This window comes from Melaminivora alkalimesophila, assembly GCF_000282995.1.
GTDB classification, from domain to species: domain Bacteria; phylum Pseudomonadota; class Gammaproteobacteria; order Burkholderiales; family Burkholderiaceae_C; genus Melaminivora; species Melaminivora alkalimesophila.
Genome location: NZ_ALEE01000138.1, coordinates 1 through 16524, shown reverse-complemented (window position 1 = coordinate 16524; position 16524 = coordinate 1). Strand labels below are relative to the sequence as shown.

At 68.1% G+C, this 16524-nt stretch carries 17 protein-coding genes and 1 pseudogene; 6 read left to right on the top strand and 12 right to left on the bottom strand.

The window, feature by feature from the left end; genetic code table 11:
• The 7 genes and pseudogenes from A612_RS17775 to ubiU all read right to left on the bottom strand — a co-directional run.
• Positions 1-150 (bottom strand): annotated as a pseudogene (locus tag A612_RS17775) (MBL fold metallo-hydrolase); the annotation flags it as partial.
• A gap of 74 nt (positions 151-224) precedes the next feature.
• Positions 225-1373, bottom strand: coding sequence for a cytochrome P450 (locus tag A612_RS02080; RefSeq protein WP_019372955.1), 1149 nt, complete (start codon positions 1371-1373; stop codon positions 225-227).
• 23 nt (positions 1374-1396) lie between these two features.
• Positions 1397-2881 (bottom strand): 4-hydroxy-3-polyprenylbenzoate decarboxylase, encoded by a 1485-nt coding sequence (gene ubiD / locus A612_RS02075; RefSeq protein ID WP_040435665.1) that lies wholly within the window; start codon positions 2879-2881, stop codon positions 1397-1399.
• 46 nt (positions 2882-2927) lie between these two features.
• On the bottom strand, positions 2928-3506 hold the full coding sequence (locus tag A612_RS02070) for a UbiX family flavin prenyltransferase (protein WP_019372953.1): 579 nt from the start codon (positions 3504-3506) through the stop codon (positions 2928-2930).
• Between the two features lie 21 nt (positions 3507-3527).
• Positions 3528-4067, bottom strand: coding sequence for a ubiquinone anaerobic biosynthesis accessory factor UbiT (gene ubiT, locus A612_RS02065; RefSeq protein ID WP_019372952.1), 540 nt, complete (start codon positions 4065-4067; stop codon positions 3528-3530).
• A 27-nt stretch (positions 4068-4094) separates the two neighbouring features.
• A complete protein-coding gene (locus tag A612_RS02060) occupies positions 4095-4994 on the bottom strand; it encodes a U32 family peptidase (RefSeq protein WP_019372951.1) in 900 nt (299 codons plus the stop codon).
• Positions 4995-5016: 22 nt separating this feature from the next.
• Positions 5017-6090 carry a ubiquinone anaerobic biosynthesis protein UbiU gene (ubiU, locus tag A612_RS02055; protein WP_420891020.1) on the bottom strand — a complete coding sequence of 358 codons (1074 nt, stop codon included), beginning with the start codon at positions 6088-6090 and terminating at the stop codon, positions 5017-5019.
• Positions 6091-6294: 204 nt separating this feature from the next.
• On the opposite strand from ubiU, the gene A612_RS02050 reads away from it, so the two are divergent.
• Positions 6295-7665 carry a tryptophanase gene (locus A612_RS02050; protein ID WP_019372949.1) on the top strand — a complete coding sequence of 457 codons (1371 nt, stop codon included), beginning with the start codon at positions 6295-6297 and terminating at the stop codon, positions 7663-7665.
• A 48-nt stretch (positions 7666-7713) separates the two neighbouring features.
• Here A612_RS02050 and dnaJ read toward each other — a convergent pair whose 3' ends face one another.
• From dnaJ to grpE, 3 genes are all read right to left on the bottom strand, one after another.
• The gene (gene dnaJ / locus A612_RS02045) at positions 7714-8847 is read right to left on the bottom strand and encodes a molecular chaperone DnaJ (RefSeq protein ID WP_019372948.1); all 1134 of its coding nucleotides are present in this window, start codon (positions 8845-8847) and stop codon (positions 7714-7716) included.
• Positions 8848-8968: 121 nt separating this feature from the next.
• On the bottom strand, positions 8969-10912 hold the full coding sequence (gene dnaK / locus A612_RS02040) for a molecular chaperone DnaK (RefSeq protein WP_019372947.1): 1944 nt from the start codon (positions 10910-10912) through the stop codon (positions 8969-8971).
• 128 nt (positions 10913-11040) lie between these two features.
• A complete protein-coding gene (grpE, locus tag A612_RS02035) occupies positions 11041-11610 on the bottom strand; it encodes a nucleotide exchange factor GrpE (RefSeq protein WP_277422516.1) in 570 nt (189 codons plus the stop codon).
• Positions 11611-11885: 275 nt separating this feature from the next.
• Between grpE and rpsF the strand changes: the two genes are divergently transcribed.
• From rpsF to dnaB, 5 genes are all read left to right on the top strand, one after another.
• Positions 11886-12260 (top strand): 30S ribosomal protein S6, encoded by a 375-nt coding sequence (gene rpsF / locus A612_RS02030; RefSeq protein WP_019372945.1) that lies wholly within the window; start codon positions 11886-11888, stop codon positions 12258-12260.
• Between the two features lie 32 nt (positions 12261-12292).
• Positions 12293-12583, top strand: coding sequence for a primosomal replication protein N (gene priB, locus A612_RS02025; RefSeq protein ID WP_019372944.1), 291 nt, complete (start codon positions 12293-12295; stop codon positions 12581-12583).
• Between the two features lie 19 nt (positions 12584-12602).
• Positions 12603-12884, top strand: coding sequence for a 30S ribosomal protein S18 (gene rpsR / locus A612_RS02020; protein WP_019372943.1), 282 nt, complete (start codon positions 12603-12605; stop codon positions 12882-12884).
• Positions 12885-12897: 13 nt separating this feature from the next.
• The gene (gene rplI / locus A612_RS02015) at positions 12898-13350 is read left to right on the top strand and encodes a 50S ribosomal protein L9 (protein ID WP_019372942.1); all 453 of its coding nucleotides are present in this window, start codon (positions 12898-12900) and stop codon (positions 13348-13350) included.
• A 196-nt stretch (positions 13351-13546) separates the two neighbouring features.
• Positions 13547-14968 carry a replicative DNA helicase gene (dnaB, locus tag A612_RS02010; protein WP_019372941.1) on the top strand — a complete coding sequence of 474 codons (1422 nt, stop codon included), beginning with the start codon at positions 13547-13549 and terminating at the stop codon, positions 14966-14968.
• Between the two features lie 42 nt (positions 14969-15010).
• On the opposite strand, the gene A612_RS02005 is transcribed toward dnaB, so the two are convergent.
• Both A612_RS02005 and A612_RS02000 read right to left on the bottom strand, forming a co-directional pair.
• On the bottom strand, positions 15011-15385 hold the full coding sequence (locus A612_RS02005) for a hypothetical protein (RefSeq protein WP_040435658.1): 375 nt from the start codon (positions 15383-15385) through the stop codon (positions 15011-15013).
• A 2-nt stretch (positions 15386-15387) separates the two neighbouring features.
• Positions 15388-16524, bottom strand: a 1137-nt coding sequence (locus A612_RS02000; RefSeq protein ID WP_019372939.1) for a PhoH family protein, incomplete at its 5' end; no start/stop codon positions are given.

The following is a 16524-nucleotide window of genomic DNA, read 5'->3' as shown; positions in this document are numbered from 1 at the left end:
TGGCAGCGGCTGCCAGTTGCGCTGGCGCAGCAGCTTGTAGCCCTGGAACAGGCCACAGTCCACCAGCAGGGCGCGCCCGCCGTGGCGCACGAGGTACTTGGAGCCGGTGACGGTGCCGGCCCCGCCGAGGAAGCTGAGGGTGACGGTCATGCAGGGTGGGTGGCCGAGGCGCTCCCTGTCGGCGCCTCGGTTCCCGAGCATAGCCCGGCCCGGTGCCTGCGCGGCTATTGGAGCTGGATGCGCAGGCGCGCGAAACCCGCGTCCGGGAAGCTGGCGCGCGCGGGAGCGTGGCCCGGTGCGAGTGCGATGTGCGTGGTGCGCGCCAGCACTTCCTCCATCAGCACGCGCAGCTCCATGCGCGCCAGCGGGGCGCCCGGGCAGATGTGGATGCCGGCCCCGTAGAGCAGGTTGGCCGCCGGATCGCGGTCGATGCGGAATTCCTCGGGTGCCTCGAAGGCGCGCGGATCGCGGTTTGCCGACACCCAGTGGACCGATACCCGCGCGCCTGCGGGCAGCGCGCGCCCGCCGATCGTCACCGGACAGGTGGCGCGGCGCCGGTTGGCGACCAGCGGGCCGTCGATGCGCAACACCTCGTCGATGGCTGCGGGCAGCAGCTGCGGCTCGGAGCGCAGGCGCTGTTGCCATGCGGCATGGGCGGCCAGCCAGTGCAGGAGGATCCCGACCGACGCGGAGATTGTGCCGACCTCGCCCACGGTCCAGTTGCGCAGCACGCTGGCCAGCTCGCGCAGGTCCAGCAGGCGCCCATCCACGCGCACATGCATCAGCTCGGTGCTGATGTCCTGGGTGGGCGGCGCGTTCTCTCGCGCGCGGCGCACGCGGGCGACCAGATCCTCGAACTCCTGCGCCACCGCCCTTGTCTGCGCGCGTTCGCCCGAGCGCGTGGCGGTGTGGCTGCGGCCCAGCCAGGCGAGCAGTTCGTCCTGCAGGCTGTGGGGCCAGCCCAGGAAGGCGCTTTGCACCCGCACGGCGAAGGGCAGCGCGAATTCCTGGTGGGCTTCCACCTCGCCGATCGACAGCGCCTCCTGCACGGCGTGCGCCGCCAGCTGTCGGCAGGCGGGCTCGAAGCGATCCACGCGCTCGGGCGCCAGCAGCGGATCGAGTGCTGCCCGGTACGCCCCGTGCTGTGGCGGATCGTAGCCGTTGGGCACCGCCTGGTGCTCCGAGACGACGTTGCTGAAGGTGTCGTGGTCCTGCACCACGCGCAGCACATCCGCATGGCGCAGCACCGACCAGTGCATCGCCCGGCTGTGCGCGACCGGGCATGTCTCGCGCATGTGGTCGTAGGCGGCGCGCTGGTCCGCCAGCACCTCGGGGGAGAGGGGATCCCAGTCAAGGGGGGTTGAATCGTCCATCGGGTGTTCTTCCTTTGGCGGGCTCACAGTCCCAGTTCGTCTGCCAGGCGGTCCATGCGCGCCTGGACGGTGCCGTCCATGGCCATGGTGCGGCCCCACTCTCGCTGGGTCTCGCCCGGCCACTTGTTGGTGGCATCCAGACCCATCTTGCCCCCCAGGCCGGATACCGGCGAGGCGAAGTCGAGGCAGTCGATGGGGGTGTTCTCGATGAGCAGCGTGTCGCGCACCGGGTCCATGCGGGTCGTCATGGCCCAAATGACTTCCTTCCAGTCGCGCGCATCCACGTCCTCGTCCACGACCACGACGAACTTCGTGTACAGGAACTGGCGCAGATGGCTCCACACACCCATCATCACGCGCCGCGCGTGGCCGGCGTAGGCCTTGCGAATGCGCACCACGGCCATGCGGTAGCTGCAGGCCTCGGGCGGCAGGTAGAAATCCACGATCTCCGGGAAGGCGCGCTGCAGCAACGGGATGAACAGCTCGTTGAGTGCCAGTCCCAGCATCGCGGGCTCATCCGGCGGCTTGCCGGTGTAGGTGCTGTGGTAGATCGGCTCGCGGCGCATGGTGATGCGCTCGACGGTGAGGACCGGGAACTCGGCACGCTCGTTGTAGTAGCCCGTGTGGTCGCCGTAGGGGCCCTCCAGCGCATGTTGCCAGCCGCTTGCATGGCTGGCATCCGGGTGGATGTGGCCTTCCAGGACGATCTCCGCCCCGGCCGGCACCTGCAGGGGCACGCCCACCGCAGCCGCCACTTCGGTGCGCGCGCCGCGCAGCAGGCCGGCGAACTGGTATTCGGACAGGCTGTCCGGCACCGGCGTGACCGCGCCCAGCAAGGTCGCCGGATCGGCGCCGATCGCCACGGCCACCGGGTAGGGCTGGCCGGGGTGGAGTCGGCCGTGTTCGGCGAAGTCCAGTGCGCCGCCCCGGTGTGCCAGCCAGCGCATGATGAGCTGGTTGCGCCCCAGCACCTGCTGGCGATAGATGCCCAGGTTCTGGCGCGGCTTGTGCGGCCCGCGGGTGATGGTCAGGCCCCAGGTGAGGAGTGGCGCGACGTCGCCCGGCCAGCAATGCTGGATCGGCAGCCTGCCGAGGTCCACCTGGCTGCCCTCCAGGACCACCTCCTGGCAGGGTGGCCGGCGCACGACCGAGGGTGCCATGCTCCAGAGCGTGCGCAGCAGTTCGCGCCGCCCCCAGAGGTCCTTGACGCCACGCGGCGGCTCCGGCTCCTTCAGGGCCGCCAGTACCTCACCGAAGGCGCGGACCTCCTGCAGCCCCGCCACGCCCAGCGCGCGCGCCACCCGCCCGGGGGTGCCGAACAGGTTGGTGAGCACCGGCATCGCATGACCCGCCGGCCTCTCGAAGAGCAGCGCCGGCCCGCCGGCGCGCAGGACGCGGTCGCTCAGGGCCGTCATCTCCAGGTGGGGTGAGACCTCGGCCCGGATGCGACGCAGCTCGCCAGTAGTCTCCAGCTGGGCCAGGAAGTCGCGCAGGTCGTGGTAGTGCATGGCCATCGTCGCGGTGGGGCAGTGACCGCCCCGTGGCGGTCTCGCTTCAGGGCTCCAGTCCCGCCCAGCGTGGCGCCAGGTCGTGCGCCAGCTCCAGCAGGTCGAGCAGCCGCGCGACGCTGTGCTGGACGATGTCCTCGACGGTCTGCGGCCGCTGGTAGAAGGCAGGAACGGGCGGGCAGACGATGGCGCCCATCTCGGTGACGGCCACCATGTTGCGCAGGTGTCCCAGGTGCAGCGGTGTCTCGCGCGCCAGCAGGAGCAACCGGCGGCGTTCCTTGAGCGCCACGTCGGCGGCCCGCGTGAGCAGGTTGTCCGACAGCCCGTGGGCGATGGCGGCCAGCGTGCGCATGGAGCAGGGCGCCACCACCATGCCGTGGGCGCGGAAGGAGCCACTGGCGATGGACGCGCCGATGGCGTCGATGGCGTGGCATTGGTCGGCCAGGGCGCGTACCGCCGGCGGCTCCAGTCCGGTCTCGTGGCGGATGTTCAGCCAGCCTGCGTCCGACACGACCAGGTGGGATTCCACCCCGTCCAGTCCGCGCAGCGCACGCAGCAGCGCCACCCCATACACCGCGCCGCTGGCTCCCGAGATGCCGACGACGATGCGCCGGGGCTCAGGCATGGGCCTCCTCGTGAACCTTCGTCATGGCTGGGGCGGCCGCAGGAAGGCGGGAAGCGGCAGGTCCGGCAGGGGCGGGAGGCGCCGCGCCAGGGCCGGTGCACGCCGCTGCAGCACGGCGTGCGGCGCCCACTGCGCCGGATCGAAGACGGGAATCTCCAGGGCGTCCAGCGCATTCTTCACCACGAGGCCCAGTTCGGTATCGCCCTCCATCACCAGACGGCGGTTGAAGAACAGCGTATCCGGATCCTGGCGGCGCTGCGCGAGCAGCAGGAAATCCTGGGCATTGGCGCTGATGATGAGCTCCGGCTCGGCCTGGCGGGCATGGGGGGCGAAGCGCCGGCCGTCCCAGCGAAAATCGAAGCGCAGGCCGGCGTCGCGTACCCGGATGGCGATCCGCTTGCCGCGCAGGATGTCGCGCACATCCTGTGGCAGCTGGCTGGCGAGCACGGCGTTGATCGCCGCCGCGAGCAGCACCGAGCCAGGAAAGGCAGGCAGACGCGAGAGCAGGGCGCCCACGGGGCGGGGAAGGGTATAGGGCGGGGGCGGGTTGGCGTAGTGCATGGCGGTTCCTCGCTCGGGGCGGTGGTGTCAGGCGATGGCGGGTTCGACCAGGTCGAGCCCCGGCCGGCCGTGCCAGTAGCCGTTGCAGGGCTCGGCCGGCATCCAGGGGCGCATGGTGTCGAGTGCGCCGGGAGCGGCCTCGCCCGTGCGGCGAGCGGCATCGAAGGCGGCGATCACTTCCAGCGTGCCCTGGGCCTGCGGGGAGATGCGCAGGATGTCGGTGCCGGCAGCCCGCAGGGCCGGCAGGTCGCCGATCAGGTTGTGCACCTTCGCCGACTGCGTCTGGATGCCGTTGATCACCAGGAAGGATTCCTTCTCGCGCGTCTGCAGCAGCTGGCCGTCCGCATGCTCGATGCAGCGAAAGCCGCAGTCGTCCTTGGGCAGGTTGTAATGGCGCGCCGTGAAGCAACGGGCGGAGAAGGCGAGCGGCATGCGCCCATAGGCGAAGACCTCGGTCTCCAGCCCGTTCGGTCGCTCGCGCAGCACGGCCGCCAGGTCCGAACCCTTCATCTCCAGCGGCATGACCCAGCGCGTGGCGCCCAGCCCTGCCATCCAGGCGAGGGTGCCCGCATGGAAGATGTTGAGCTGCGGCCCGGCAACGAAGGCGCGCTGGCCAGCCAGGTTGTGCACCGCGCCCATGTCGTTCGCCTCGACGGTGAACTCTTCCTGGCGGGCGAGCTTGCGCATGTCGGTCACGTCGGCGGTGGATTCCAGCAACACCATGGTCGACAGCACGGCTTCCTTGCCGGCGTCGCGCAGCATGCGTGCGATGTCGAGCCAATCGCCCTGGCGCAGCTCGTGGCGGCGCGAGCACACGACCTCGCCGACATAGACGATGTCCACGGCCGATTCGGCCACGGCCTGGTAGAACTCGAAGACGGTGTCCCGGTGCCAGTAGTACTGCAGCGGGCCAAGTGCAAGCTTCATCACGGGTGCATTCCAGGCTTCATCATTTCCAGGGGCGGTGGTAGGCGCCCAGCGTGTGCTGCTGGCCCTCGGCCACCTGGTCGAGGCTGGCCATCCATGCCGTTTTGGGTGCATACAGGTGGCCCTGCGCCATGCAGTGGTCGATCGCCTCGCGCCAGACGCGGGTGACCTGGGCAACATAGGCTGGGCTGCGCTGGCGGCCCTCGATCTTGAAAGCTCGCACACCCATCTTCACCAGCTGCGGCAGGAGCTCCAGCGTGTTCAGGCTGGTGGGCTCCTCCAGCGCGTAATAGTTGCTTTCCTCGCCCACGTCGAAGCGCCCCTTGCACAGGGTCGGGTAGCCGGCGTTCTCGCCATGGCCGTAGCGGTCGATCAGCACGCCGTTGAGGCGCGATTCCACGCCGTCGGGCGTTTCCTTCCAGCGCACGAACTTCGCGGGAGAGCACACACCGTGCGTGTTGGGCGATTCGCCTGTCGCATAGGAGGAGAGCGCGCAGCGCCCTTCCACCATCACGCACAGGCTGCCGAAACCGAAGACCTCGATCTCCACGCTGGTGCGGCCCACGACCTGGCGCACCTGTTCGATGGACAGCACGCGCGGCAGCACCGCCCGCTGGATGTTGAACTGGGAGTGGTAGAGGTTGATGGCGTCTGCGTTGGTGGCCGAGCCTTGCACCGACAGATGCAGGCGCAATTGCGGATGGCGCTCGCAGGCATGGCGCATCAGCCCCGGGTCGGCGAGGATCACGGCGTCGATGCCCCAGCCGGCGGCCCGGTCGAGCGCCGAACGCCAGGGCGCCGGGTCGTCGGCCTGCGGGTAGGTGTTGAGCGCCATCAACACCTTGCGGCCCCGCTCGTGTGCGTAGGCGATGCCGGAGCGGATCGCGGCCTCGTCGAAATTCAGCCCGGCGAAATTGCGCGCGTTGGTGGCATCGCGCAGGCCCAGGTAGACGCAATCAGCGCCACCGTCGATGGCGGCCTTCAGTGCCGGCAGGCTGCCTGCCGGGCAGACCAGTTCCGGCGCGGGTGTGGGCGCGGGAGCTGGTGGATGGATGGAAGCGGTCACGGGTCTTTTCCTGATGGCGGTGCCGGCCATGGCGGCTCCCGAATTCCGCACCTTAGGCCTCCTCTCGAGTGGTCGGGCTGATCTGTGTCAACGGCCCCGCACAATGACAGAGCAAAACACTCGGGTTTTGCGGAATCCGGGATTTTCGGGCGTTTTGTTGTTAATAACCGACACCGCAGGTTTGGGCTCGGGGCTACCTTCATTCATCGCTGTCCGTCACATGGAGAACAAGGAATGCCCAGAACCCTGATCGAACCCTTCCGCATCAAGAGCGTCGAGCCGATCCGCATGACCACCCGCGCCGACCGCGAGCGGCTGCTCGAAGAAGCCCGGCTCAACGTCTTCAAGCTGCGTGCCGAGGATGTGTTGATCGACTGGCTCACCGATTCCGGCACCGGCGCCATGTCCGGCCGCCAGTGGGGCGCCATCATGGAAGGCGACGAGAGCTACGCCGGCGCGCGCAGCTACTACCGGCTGGAGAAGGTCATCCAGGACATCACGGGGATGCCGCATTTCGTGCCCACCCACCAGGGCCGCGCAGCCGAGAAAGTGCTGTTTTCCGCCATTGCCAAGGACGGCGACGTGGTGCCCAACAACTGCCACTTCGACACCACGCGCGGCAATCTGGAGTTCCTGGGCGTGAAGGCCCTGGACCTGGTCATCGCCGAGGGCCTGCAGCCGCAGGCCATCCACCCCTTCAAGGGCAACATCGACCTGGAGCGCGCCGAACAGCTGCTCCGGGCCGAGGGCGAGCGCATTCCCTTCGGCATGCTCACGGTGACGAACAACACCGGCGGCGGCCAGCCCGTGTCCATGGCGAACATCCGCGCCTACGCCGCGTTGCTCAGGAAGTACGGCAAGCCCTTCATCATGGACGTGTGCCGCTTCTCGGAAAACGCCATGTTCATCAAGATGCGCGAGCCGGGCTACGAGAACACCCCGATCCCCGAGATCGTGCGCGAGATGTTCTCCTATGCCGACGGCGCCACCATGAGCGCCAAGAAGGACGGCATGGTCAACATCGGCGGCTTCATCGTGCTGCGCACGGACGAGTGGCTGGACGCCGTCAGGAACAACCTGATCATGATGGAGGGCTTCCCGACCTACGGCGGCCTGGCCGGGCGCGACCTGGAGGCCCTGGCCGTGGGGCTGGAGGAGGGCATGGACGAGGACTACCTGCGCTACCGCCTGCGCACTGCCGAATACCTGGGCGAGAAGCTCGACGCGGCCGGTGTCGGCTTCGTGCGCCCGACCGGCGGCCACGCGGTGTACATCGACGCCAGGAGCGTGCTGCCGGACATGCCGGTCGAGCACTATCCGGCCTGGGCGCTGTGCAATGCGCTGTACCTGGAAGGCGGTATCCGCGGCGTGGAGATCGGCTCCGTGATGTTCGGCAAGCGCCTGGAGGATGGCACCGAGACCTACCACAGCATGGAGCTGGTGCGCCTGGCCTTCCCGCGGCGCATGTACACGCAAAGCCACTTCGACTACGCCGCCGAGGTGATCGCCGAGGTCAAGCAGAAGGCCGCCAGCATCCGGGGCGTGCGCATCACCAAGCAGCCGAAGTTCCTGCGGCACTTCACCTGCGAGTGTGCGTGGGTGTGAGGGGCCCGGGATCCGCGCGCCGGATCCCTGCACAGGCCCTGTGCCAGCTCAGCTGAAGAAACTCTTGAGCTTGTCCGTCCAGCTCTCGGTCGAGGGCGAGTGCTTGGCGCCGCCCTTCTTGAGCGACTCGTCGAATTCGCGCAGCAGCTTCCTTTGGTACTCGGTCAGCTTGACCGGCGTCTCGACCAGGATGTGGCAATACAGGTCGCCCGGGTAGGACGAGCGCACGCCCTTGATGCCCTTGCCGCGCAGGCGGAACTGCTTGCCGGCCTGGGTGCCTTCGGGGATGTCGATCACCGCCTTGCCGGCGAGTGTCGGCACCTCGATCTCTCCGCCCAGCGCCGCGGTCGTGAAGCTCACCGGCACCTGGCAGTGCAGGTCGTCGCCGTCGCGCTCGAAGATGTCGTGCTTCTTGATGCGGATCTCGATGTAGAGGTCGCCCGGCGGGCCGCCGTTCATGCCCGGCTCGCCGTTGCCGGTGGAGCGGATGCGCATGCCGTCGTCGATGCCGGCAGGAATCTTCACCTCCAGCGTCTTCTGGCGCTTGACCCGGCCTTGGCCATGGCAGGTGGTGCAGGGCTCGGGAATGATCCGGCCGGTGCCGCGGCAGTGCGGACAGGTCTGTTGCACGCTGAAAAAACCCTGGCGCAACTGCACCACGCCACTGCCGTGGCAGGTACCGCAGGTCTTCGGGGACGTGCCCGGCTTGGCGCCCGATCCGTGGCAGGTGTCGCAGCTGTCCCAGCTGGGGATGCGGATCTGCGCCTCCTTGCCGTTGGCGGCCTCCTCCAGCGTGATGTCCATGGCGTAGGACAGGTCGCTGCCGCGGTAGACCTGGCGTCCGCCCCGGCCGGTGCGCGCACCGCCGAACATGTCGCCGAAGATGTCGCCGAAGGCCTCGGCGAAGCCCCCGAAGCCCTCCGCCCCGCCCATGCCGCCGCGCAGGTTGGGATCGACGCCCGCGTGGCCGTACTGGTCGTAGGCCGCGCGTTTTTGCGGATCCGACAGGATCTCGTAGGCTTCCTTGGCTTCCTTGAAGGCCTCTTCCGCCCGCTTGGCCGCATCGCCCTGGTTGCGGTCGGGATGGTATTTCATCGCAAGCTTGCGATAGGCTTTCTTCAGTTCGTCGTCCGTCGCGTTCTTGGGAACGCCCAGGACTTCGTAAAAATCTCTCTTGGACATGGTCTGTTGCTGGCCCGGTTGGCGCACGAACCGCCGTGCGGACCCCGTTCGGCTGGCCAAACGAGACCCGACACGGCGGTGCCTGGTGGGAGGCGAACGGCGGCGCGGCGCCGCCGCCCGATCAACCCTTCTTGACTTCCTTCACCTCGGCGTCGACGACATTGTCGTCCTGCGCGGCCGAGGCCGAGCTCGCGCCGGCGGTGCCTGCTCCCGCATCGGCTTGGGCAGCGTCCGCGGCGCCCTGGGCGTCGGCGTACATCTTCTCGCCCAGTTTCTGGGAGGCGGCCATCAGGGCCGTGGTCTTCTCCTCGATGGCGGCCTTGTCGTCGCCCTTCAGGGTGTCCTCGAGCTCCTTGACGGCGGCCTCGATCCGCGCCTTCTCGTCAGCGTCGAGCTTGTCGCCGTGCTCGCCCAGGCTCTTGGTCACGGAGTGGACGGCCGCCTCGCCCTGGTTGCGCGCCTGCACCAGCTCGAGCTTCTTCTTGTCGTCGGCGGCGTTGAGCTCGGCGTCCTTGACCATCTTCTGGATCTCCTCCTCGGACAGGCCAGAGTTCGCCTTGATGGTGATCTTGTTCTCCTTGCCCGTGCCCTTGTCCTTGGCCGAGACGTGCAGGATGCCGTTGGCGTCGATGTCGAAGGTGACCTCGATCTGCGGCGTGCCGCGGGCTGCCGGCGGAATGCCTTCCAGGTTGAACTCGCCCAGCAGCTTGTTGCCGCTGGCCATCTCGCGCTCGCCCTGGTAGACCTTGATGGTCACGGCCGGCTGGTTGTCCTCGGCGGTGGAGAAGGTCTGCGCGAACTTGGTCGGGATGGTCGTGTTCTTGGCGATCATCTTGGTCATCACGCCACCCAGGGTCTCGATGCCCAGGGACAGGGGCGTGACGTCCAGCAGCAGCACGTCCTTGCGGTCGCCCGACAGCACCTGGCCCTGGATGGCGGCGCCGACGGCGACGGCCTCGTCCGGGTTCACGTCCTTCCTCGGATCGCGGCCGAAGAATTCCTTGACCTTTTCCTGCACCTTGGGCATGCGGCTCATGCCGCCCACCAGGATCACGTCGTTGATGTCCGAGACGCTGATGCCGGCGTCCTTGATGGCGGTGCGGCAGGGCGCGAGCGTGCGCTCGATCAGGTCGTCGACCAGGCTCTCGAGCTTGGCGCGCGTGAGCTTGATGTTCAGGTGCTTCGGGCCCGAGGCGTCGGCCGTGATGTAGGGCAGGTTGATGTCGGTCTGCGCGGAGTTCGACAGCTCGATCTTGGCCTTCTCGGCCGCTTCCTTGAGGCGCTGCAGCGCGAGCACGTCCTTGGACAGATCGACGCCCTGGTCCTTCTTGAACTCGCTGATGATGTAGTCGATGATGCGCTGGTCGAAGTCCTCGCCGCCGAGGAAGGTGTCGCCGTTGGTGGCCAGCACCTCGAACTGCTTTTCGCCATCGACGTCGGCGATCTCGATGATGGACACGTCGAAGGTGCCGCCGCCCAGGTCATAGACGGCGATCTTGCGGTCCGCCTTGTCCTGCTTGTCCAGGCCGAAGGCGAGCGCCGCGGCCGTGGGCTCGTTGATGATGCGCTTGACTTCCAGCCCGGCGATGCGGCCGGCGTCCTTGGTGGCCTGGCGCTGGGCGTCGTTGAAGTAGGCGGGCACCGTGATGACGGCCTCGGTGACCGGCTCGCCCAGATAGTCCTCGGCGGTCTTCTTCATCTTGCGCAGCACCTCGGCGCTGATCTGCGGCGGAGCGAGCTTCTGGTCGCGCACCTGCACCCAGGCGTCGCCGTTGTCGGCGCGGACGATCTGGTAGGGCATCAGGTCGATGTCCTTTTGCACCTCCTTCTCGTCGAACTTGCGGCCAATCAGGCGCTTGGCGGCAAAGATGGTGTTCTTGGGGTTGGTGACGGCCTGGCGCTTGGCCGAGGCGCCGACGAGGATCTCGCCGTCGTCCTGGTAGGCGACGATGGAGGGCGTGGTGCGCGCGCCCTCGCTGTTTTCGATCACGCGCGTGTTGTTGCCTTCCATGATGGCCACGCAGCTGTTGGTGGTGCCCAAGTCGATGCCGATGATCTTTGCCATTGTTCTTTCTCCGCGATGAGGGGTGGAATTGTCTGGATGAGTGTCTGGATGAATGGTTACATGTGGCCCGTTGCCGCGTCTTCAAGCGCGGCCGAGGCGGCTGCGGCGGGCCCCGAGGGCGACCCGCTTCACTTGGGCCCGGCCACGGTGACCAGCGCCGGGCGCAGCACGCGGTCGAAGATCAGGTAGCCCTTTTGCAGCACACTGACGATGGTGTTGGCCTCCTGCTCGGAGGGAACCACGCTGATGGCCTGGTGCTGGTGCGGATCGAACTTCGCGCCCGGCTCGGGATGGACCACTACCACCTTGTTGCGCTCCAGGGCCGAGAGCAGCTGGCGCAGCGTGGCGTCCGTGCCCTCGCGCAGCTGCTCGGCGGTGGCGTTGTCGATGGCCAGGGCCGCGTCCAGGCTGTCGCACACCGGCAACAGGCTCTCGGCGAAGCCCTCGATGCCGAACTTGCGCGCCTTGGCCACTTCCTCCTCGGCGCGCCGGCGGGTGTTCTCCGCCTCGGCCTTGGCGCGCAGGTACTGGTCGGCCAGCTCTGCGCTCTTGGCCTTGAGCTCGGCCAGCTCGGCCTGCAGGCGCGCCAGCTCGTCGGCGGCATTGGCGGCCATCGCGGCCTCGGTCTCTTCGGGGGAGGGTGCGGGGTGGGATGGTTCGGACATGTCGGCTGTCGGTTCTTGGTGTTGCGTGTGGATGGGGAAAATTCGGGGTGACGCGCGGCACTTGGGTGCGCCGGCGGGGATTTCAAGCGCCGGCGGTCCCCCGAAGGGCCCGGAGGCGGCAAATCGGGGCGCAGCGCCTCTCGATCGGCGGGGCGAGTGTACAAGCCTGCCCGGGCGCCGCTATAATCCTTCGTTTTGCCTTGCCACACTGCCTGGCCCTGCGCCGCAAAAGCGGGCCGCACTTTCGGGCGCCGAACGGGCGCTACGGGGTGCAGGAAGGTGGGTGGCTTTATCCAGAAGGAGTGTGCATGCGTCACTACGAAATCATCTTGCTGATCCACCCGGATCAGAGCGAGCAGGTCCCCGCCATGCTCGAGCGCTACAAGGGCATGATCACCGCCGGTGGCGGCCAGGTCCACCGCGTGGAAGACTGGGGCCGCCGCCAGTTGGCCTACCTGATCAACAAGCTTGGCAAGGCCCACTACCTGTGCCTGAACATCGAGGCCGACCAGGCCGTGATGTCGGAGCTCGAGCATGCCTTCCGCTTCAACGACGCCGTGCTGCGCCACCTGACGGTGCAGAAGAAAAAGGCCGAGACCGGCCCGTCTTCCATGATGAAGACCGTCGAGCGCGAAGAGGCCCGCAAGGCCAGCCAGGCGGAAGCCACCGCCGGCGAGCGCTGATCGGGCGCCGTCCGTTCTGATCGACAGGGGGTGTGGACAACCAGCTCATCCTGAAGGCCGCGATCGCCGAGCTGCAGCCGCTGCGCTACACGCCGGCGGGGCTGCCGGCCCTGGACCTGCGCCTCGAGCATGCCTCGGTCCAGGAAGAGGCCGGCGAGCGGCGGCAGGTGCGGCTGACGGCCCGGGCGATCGCCTTCGGCGCATTGGCCGAACGGCTGGCCCGGCAGGCCATCGGCAGCACCTGGGCCTTGCGCGGCTTCATCGCCGCCGGACGCAACGGCAAGGGCCTGGTCTTCCACATCCAGGAAATCCAACAAGACTAGTTTTCAAGAGGTCCAGACAATGGCCACGTTCAAGAAATTCAACAAGGATCGGCGCCCCAAGCGCAACACGCAGTCGCTGCTGTTTCGCCGCAAGCGTTTTTGCCGCTTCACCGTCGCCGGTGTGGAAGAGATCGACTACAAGGACGTCGACACCCTGCGCGACTTCATCGCCGAGAACGGCAAGATCATTCCTGCCCGCCTGACCGGCACGCGCGCCATCTACCAGCGCCAGCTCAACACCGCCATCAAGCGCGCGCGCTTCCTGGCGCTGTTGCCCTACACCGACCAGCACAAGATCTGAGGAGCACGCACCCATGCAAGTCATCCTGCTCGACAAGGTCGTCAACCTCGGCAACCTCGGTGAGATCGTCAAGGTCAAGGACGGTTACGCCCGCAACTTCCTGATCCCCACCGGCCGCGCGCGCCGCGCCACGGCGGCCGCCAAGGCCGAGTTCGAGGCCAAGCGCGCCGAACTGGAGAAGGCGGCCGCCGAGAAGCTGGCAGCTGCCCGGGCCGAGGGCGAGAAGCTCGGCGGCTCGACCATCAAGCTGACGCAGAAGGCCGGTGTGGACGGCCGCCTGTTCGGCTCGGTCACCAACCAGGACATCGCCACCGAGCTCAACAACCAGGGCTACAAGGTCGTCAAGTCGCAGGTGCGCCTGCCCGACGGTCCCATTAAGACGGTGGGCGACACCACCGTCACGGTGGCCCTGCACACCGACGTGGTGGTGGAAGTGACGGTCTCCGTCTACGGCGAAACCGCCTGACGCGGCCCGTTCCATGCCCCGCAAGAAAGCCGCCTCCGAGGCGGCTTTTTTGTGCCCCGTCGCTGGGGCCATCCCCTGGTTCTGCACCTGGTGCCCACGCCTTATCCACAGGGTTGTGCAATGACGCGCGCCGGCTTGGCCGCTAGCATCGGTCCTTCGCAGACTTCTTGCGCCTCTCGCTCCCCGGTTCCTGCCCATGTCCGCTGTTCTGTCCGTGCCGCTCGACGGCTTCGATGCCGCTCTTCCCTACGATCCCGAGGTGGCGCAGCTGCGCGTGCCGCCCCATTCCATCGAGGCGGAGTCGAGCGTGCTGGGCGGACTGCTGCTGGACAACATGGCCTGGGACCGGGTGGGCGACCTGCTGGGCGAGGGCGATTTCTACCGCTACGAGCACCAGCAGATCTACGCCGCCATCAGCGCGCTGGTCAACGCCGGCAAGCCCGCCGACGTGATCACGGTGCACGAGCACCTGCAGCTGCTGGGCAAGGCCGAGCAGATCGGCGGCCTGATCTATCTCAACAGCCTGGCGCAGTACGTGCCCAGCGCGAGCAACATCCGCCGCTACGCGGAGATCGTGCGCGAGCGTGCGATCCTGCGCAAGCTGGTGTCCGCCAGCGAGGAGATCGCCACCAGCGCCTTCAACCCGCAGGGCAAGCCGGTGGAGCGCATCCTGGACGAGGCCGAGCAGAAGATCTTCGCCATTGGCGAGGAAGGCTCGCGCATGAAGCAGGGCTTCCAGCCCCTGGACACGCTGGTGGTGGACCTGCTCGACCGGGTCCAGGAGATGGCGGACAACCCCATGGACGTGACCGGCGTGCCGACCGGCTTCGTCGACCTGGACCGGATGACCAGCGGCCTGCAGGCGGGCGACCTGGTGGTGCTGGCGGCGCGCCCCTCGATGGGCAAGACCTCGTTTGCCGTGAACATCGCCGAGCACGTGGCACTCAACGAGGGCCTGCCGGTGGCGATCTTCTCCATGGAAATGGGCGCCGCCCAGCTGGCGGTGCGCATCGTCGGCTCGATCGGGCGCATCAACCAGGGCAACCTGCGCACCGGCAAGCTCAGCGAGGAAGAGTGGCCGCGCCTGACCGAGGCCATCGAGCGCCTGCGCAACGTCTCCCTGCACATCGACGAGACGCCGGGCCTGACGCCGTCCGAGCTGCGCGCCAACGCCCGGCGCCTGGCGCGCTCGTGCGGCAAGCTGGGGCTGATCGTGGTGGACTACCTGCAGCTGATGAGCGGCTCGGGTTCGAGCAGCTCGGAGAACCGCGCCACCGAGCTGGGCGAGATCTCGCGTGGCCTGAAGATGCTGGCCAAGGAGCTGCAGTGCCCGGTGATCGCGCTGTCGCAGCTCAACCGCTCGGTGGAGCAGCGCACCGACAAGCGCCCCATGATGAGCGACCTGCGCGAGTCCGGCGCCATCGAGCAGGACGCGGACATCATCATGTTCATCTACCGCGACGACTACTACAACAAGGACTCGCGCGAGCCCAACGTCGCCGAGATCATCATCGGCAAGCAGCGCAACGGCCCCACCGGGACCGCCAAGCTGTTCTTCCAGAAGAACCAGACGCGCTTCGAGAACCTCGCCATGGGCTACGGCGGGGACGACTACTGAGGGCGCCCCGGCAAGCCTTCCGGCGAGCGCGGCAACCCGCGCCTAGTGCGCCAACACCCAGCCCAGCAGCCCGAGGCCGAGCACGCTCAGCAGCGCGGTCGCCAGCAGCAAGCCGCGGGTGCGGCCGCGCAGGGCATCGAGGGCCCGCACCAGCTGCGCGTTCTGCTCGGCCAGCGAGCGGATCAGCGCGGCGCTGGCGAGCTGGTCTTCCTCCAGCTGGGCCATCCGCTCGCGCAGCGCCGCGAGCTGGGCCGCGGTGTCGTCCGTGCGCGACGGGGCCACCGCATGCGGGGCGGGCGCCGGGGCGGCCTGCTGTTCGCGACGCATCAGCTTGCGCGCGCCCTGGACGATCTGCGGCGTGGCCTCCAGCACCTGCCCCCAGGGCACGAACTTGAGGGCCGTCATCCATCCCGCCATGGCTACAGCACCTCGCTGGCGAAGTCCGCCAGGCGCGAGCGCTCGCCGCGCGCCAGCAGAATGTGGCCGCTGTGCGGCCAGCCCTTGAAGCGGTCCACGGCGTAGGTCAGGCCCGACGAGCCTTCCGTCAGGTAGGGCGTGTCGATCTGCGCCAGGTTGCCCATGCAGATGATCTTGGTGCCCGGGCCAGCGCGGGTGACGAGCGTCTTCATCTGCTTCGGGGTCAGGTTCTGCGCCTCGTCGATGATCACGTACTTGTTCAGGAAGGTGCGCCCGCGCATGAAGTTCATGCTCTTGATCTTGATGCGGCTCCTGATCAGCTCGTTGGTCGCGGCACGGCCCCACTCGCCGGCGTTGCCACCGTCGCCCTTGGCGAGGAATTCGAGGTTGTCGTCGAGCGCCCCCATCCAGGGGCCCATCTTCTCTTCCTCGGTGCCGGGCAAAAAGCCGATGTCCTCGCCCACGCTCACCGTGGCGCGGGTCATGATGATCTCGGTGTAGCGGCGCTCGTCGAGCACCTGGGTGAGGCCGGCGGCGAGCGCCAGCAGGGTCTTGCCGGTGCCGGCCTGGCCGGTCAGCGTGACGAAGTCGACCTCCGGGTCCATGAGCAGGTTCATGGCGAAGTTCTGCTCGCGGTTGCGCGTGTTCACGCCCCACACCGCGTTGCGCGGCGAACCGTAGTCCTTGAGGGTCTCCAGCACGGCGGTGCGTTCGCGGATTTCCGTCACCCGCGCGTACATGCCGGGCTCGCCCGGCGCCTCGTAGAAGACGAACTGGTTGATCATCAGCTGGTCGACCACCGGGCCGCTGATGCGGTAGTACATCTGGGCGCCGCGTTGCCAGCTCTCGACGTTCTTGCCGGCCTTGGTCCAGAAGTCGGGCGCGAGCGCCAGGCTGCCGGTGTAGAGCAGGTCGGCATCGTCCAGCGTCTTGTCGCTCTGGTAGTCCTCGGCGGGCAGGCCGAGGGCGCGCGCCTTGACGCGCATGTTGATGTCCTTGGACACCAGCACCACCTCGCGCGGCGCGTGCTGGCGGCGCAGCGCGGCGACCACGCCCAGGATCTGGTTGTCGGACTTGCCCTGCGGCAGGCCGAGCGGCAGTTCGTAGGCCAGCGGGGCGGTCTGGAAGTACAGGCAGCC

Coding starts and splice junctions, on each gene's coding strand:
- A612_RS02080 (WP_019372955.1), bottom strand. CDS start 1,373: ATGGACGATTCAACCCCCCTTGACTGGGATCCCCTCTCCCCCGAGGTG.
- ubiD (WP_040435665.1), bottom strand. CDS start 2,881: ATGCACTACCACGACCTGCGCGACTTCCTGGCCCAGCTGGAGACTACT.
- A612_RS02070 (WP_019372953.1), bottom strand. CDS start 3,506: ATGCCTGAGCCCCGGCGCATCGTCGTCGGCATCTCGGGAGCCAGCGGC.
- ubiT (WP_019372952.1), bottom strand. CDS start 4,067: ATGCACTACGCCAACCCGCCCCCGCCCTATACCCTTCCCCGCCCCGTG.
- A612_RS02060 (WP_019372951.1), bottom strand. CDS start 4,994: ATGAAGCTTGCACTTGGCCCGCTGCAGTACTACTGGCACCGGGACACC.
- ubiU (WP_420891020.1), bottom strand. CDS start 6,090: ATGGCCGGCACCGCCATCAGGAAAAGACCCGTGACCGCTTCCATCCAT.
- A612_RS02050 (WP_019372949.1), top strand. CDS start 6,295: ATGCCCAGAACCCTGATCGAACCCTTCCGCATCAAGAGCGTCGAGCCG.
- dnaJ (WP_019372948.1), bottom strand. CDS start 8,847: ATGTCCAAGAGAGATTTTTACGAAGTCCTGGGCGTTCCCAAGAACGCG.
- dnaK (WP_019372947.1), bottom strand. CDS start 10,912: ATGGCAAAGATCATCGGCATCGACTTGGGCACCACCAACAGCTGCGTG.
- rpsF (WP_019372945.1), top strand. CDS start 11,886: ATGCGTCACTACGAAATCATCTTGCTGATCCACCCGGATCAGAGCGAG.
- rpsR (WP_019372943.1), top strand. CDS start 12,603: ATGGCCACGTTCAAGAAATTCAACAAGGATCGGCGCCCCAAGCGCAAC.
- rplI (WP_019372942.1), top strand. CDS start 12,898: ATGCAAGTCATCCTGCTCGACAAGGTCGTCAACCTCGGCAACCTCGGT.
- dnaB (WP_019372941.1), top strand. CDS start 13,547: ATGTCCGCTGTTCTGTCCGTGCCGCTCGACGGCTTCGATGCCGCTCTT.
- A612_RS02005 (WP_040435658.1), bottom strand. CDS start 15,385: ATGGCGGGATGGATGACGGCCCTCAAGTTCGTGCCCTGGGGGCAGGTG.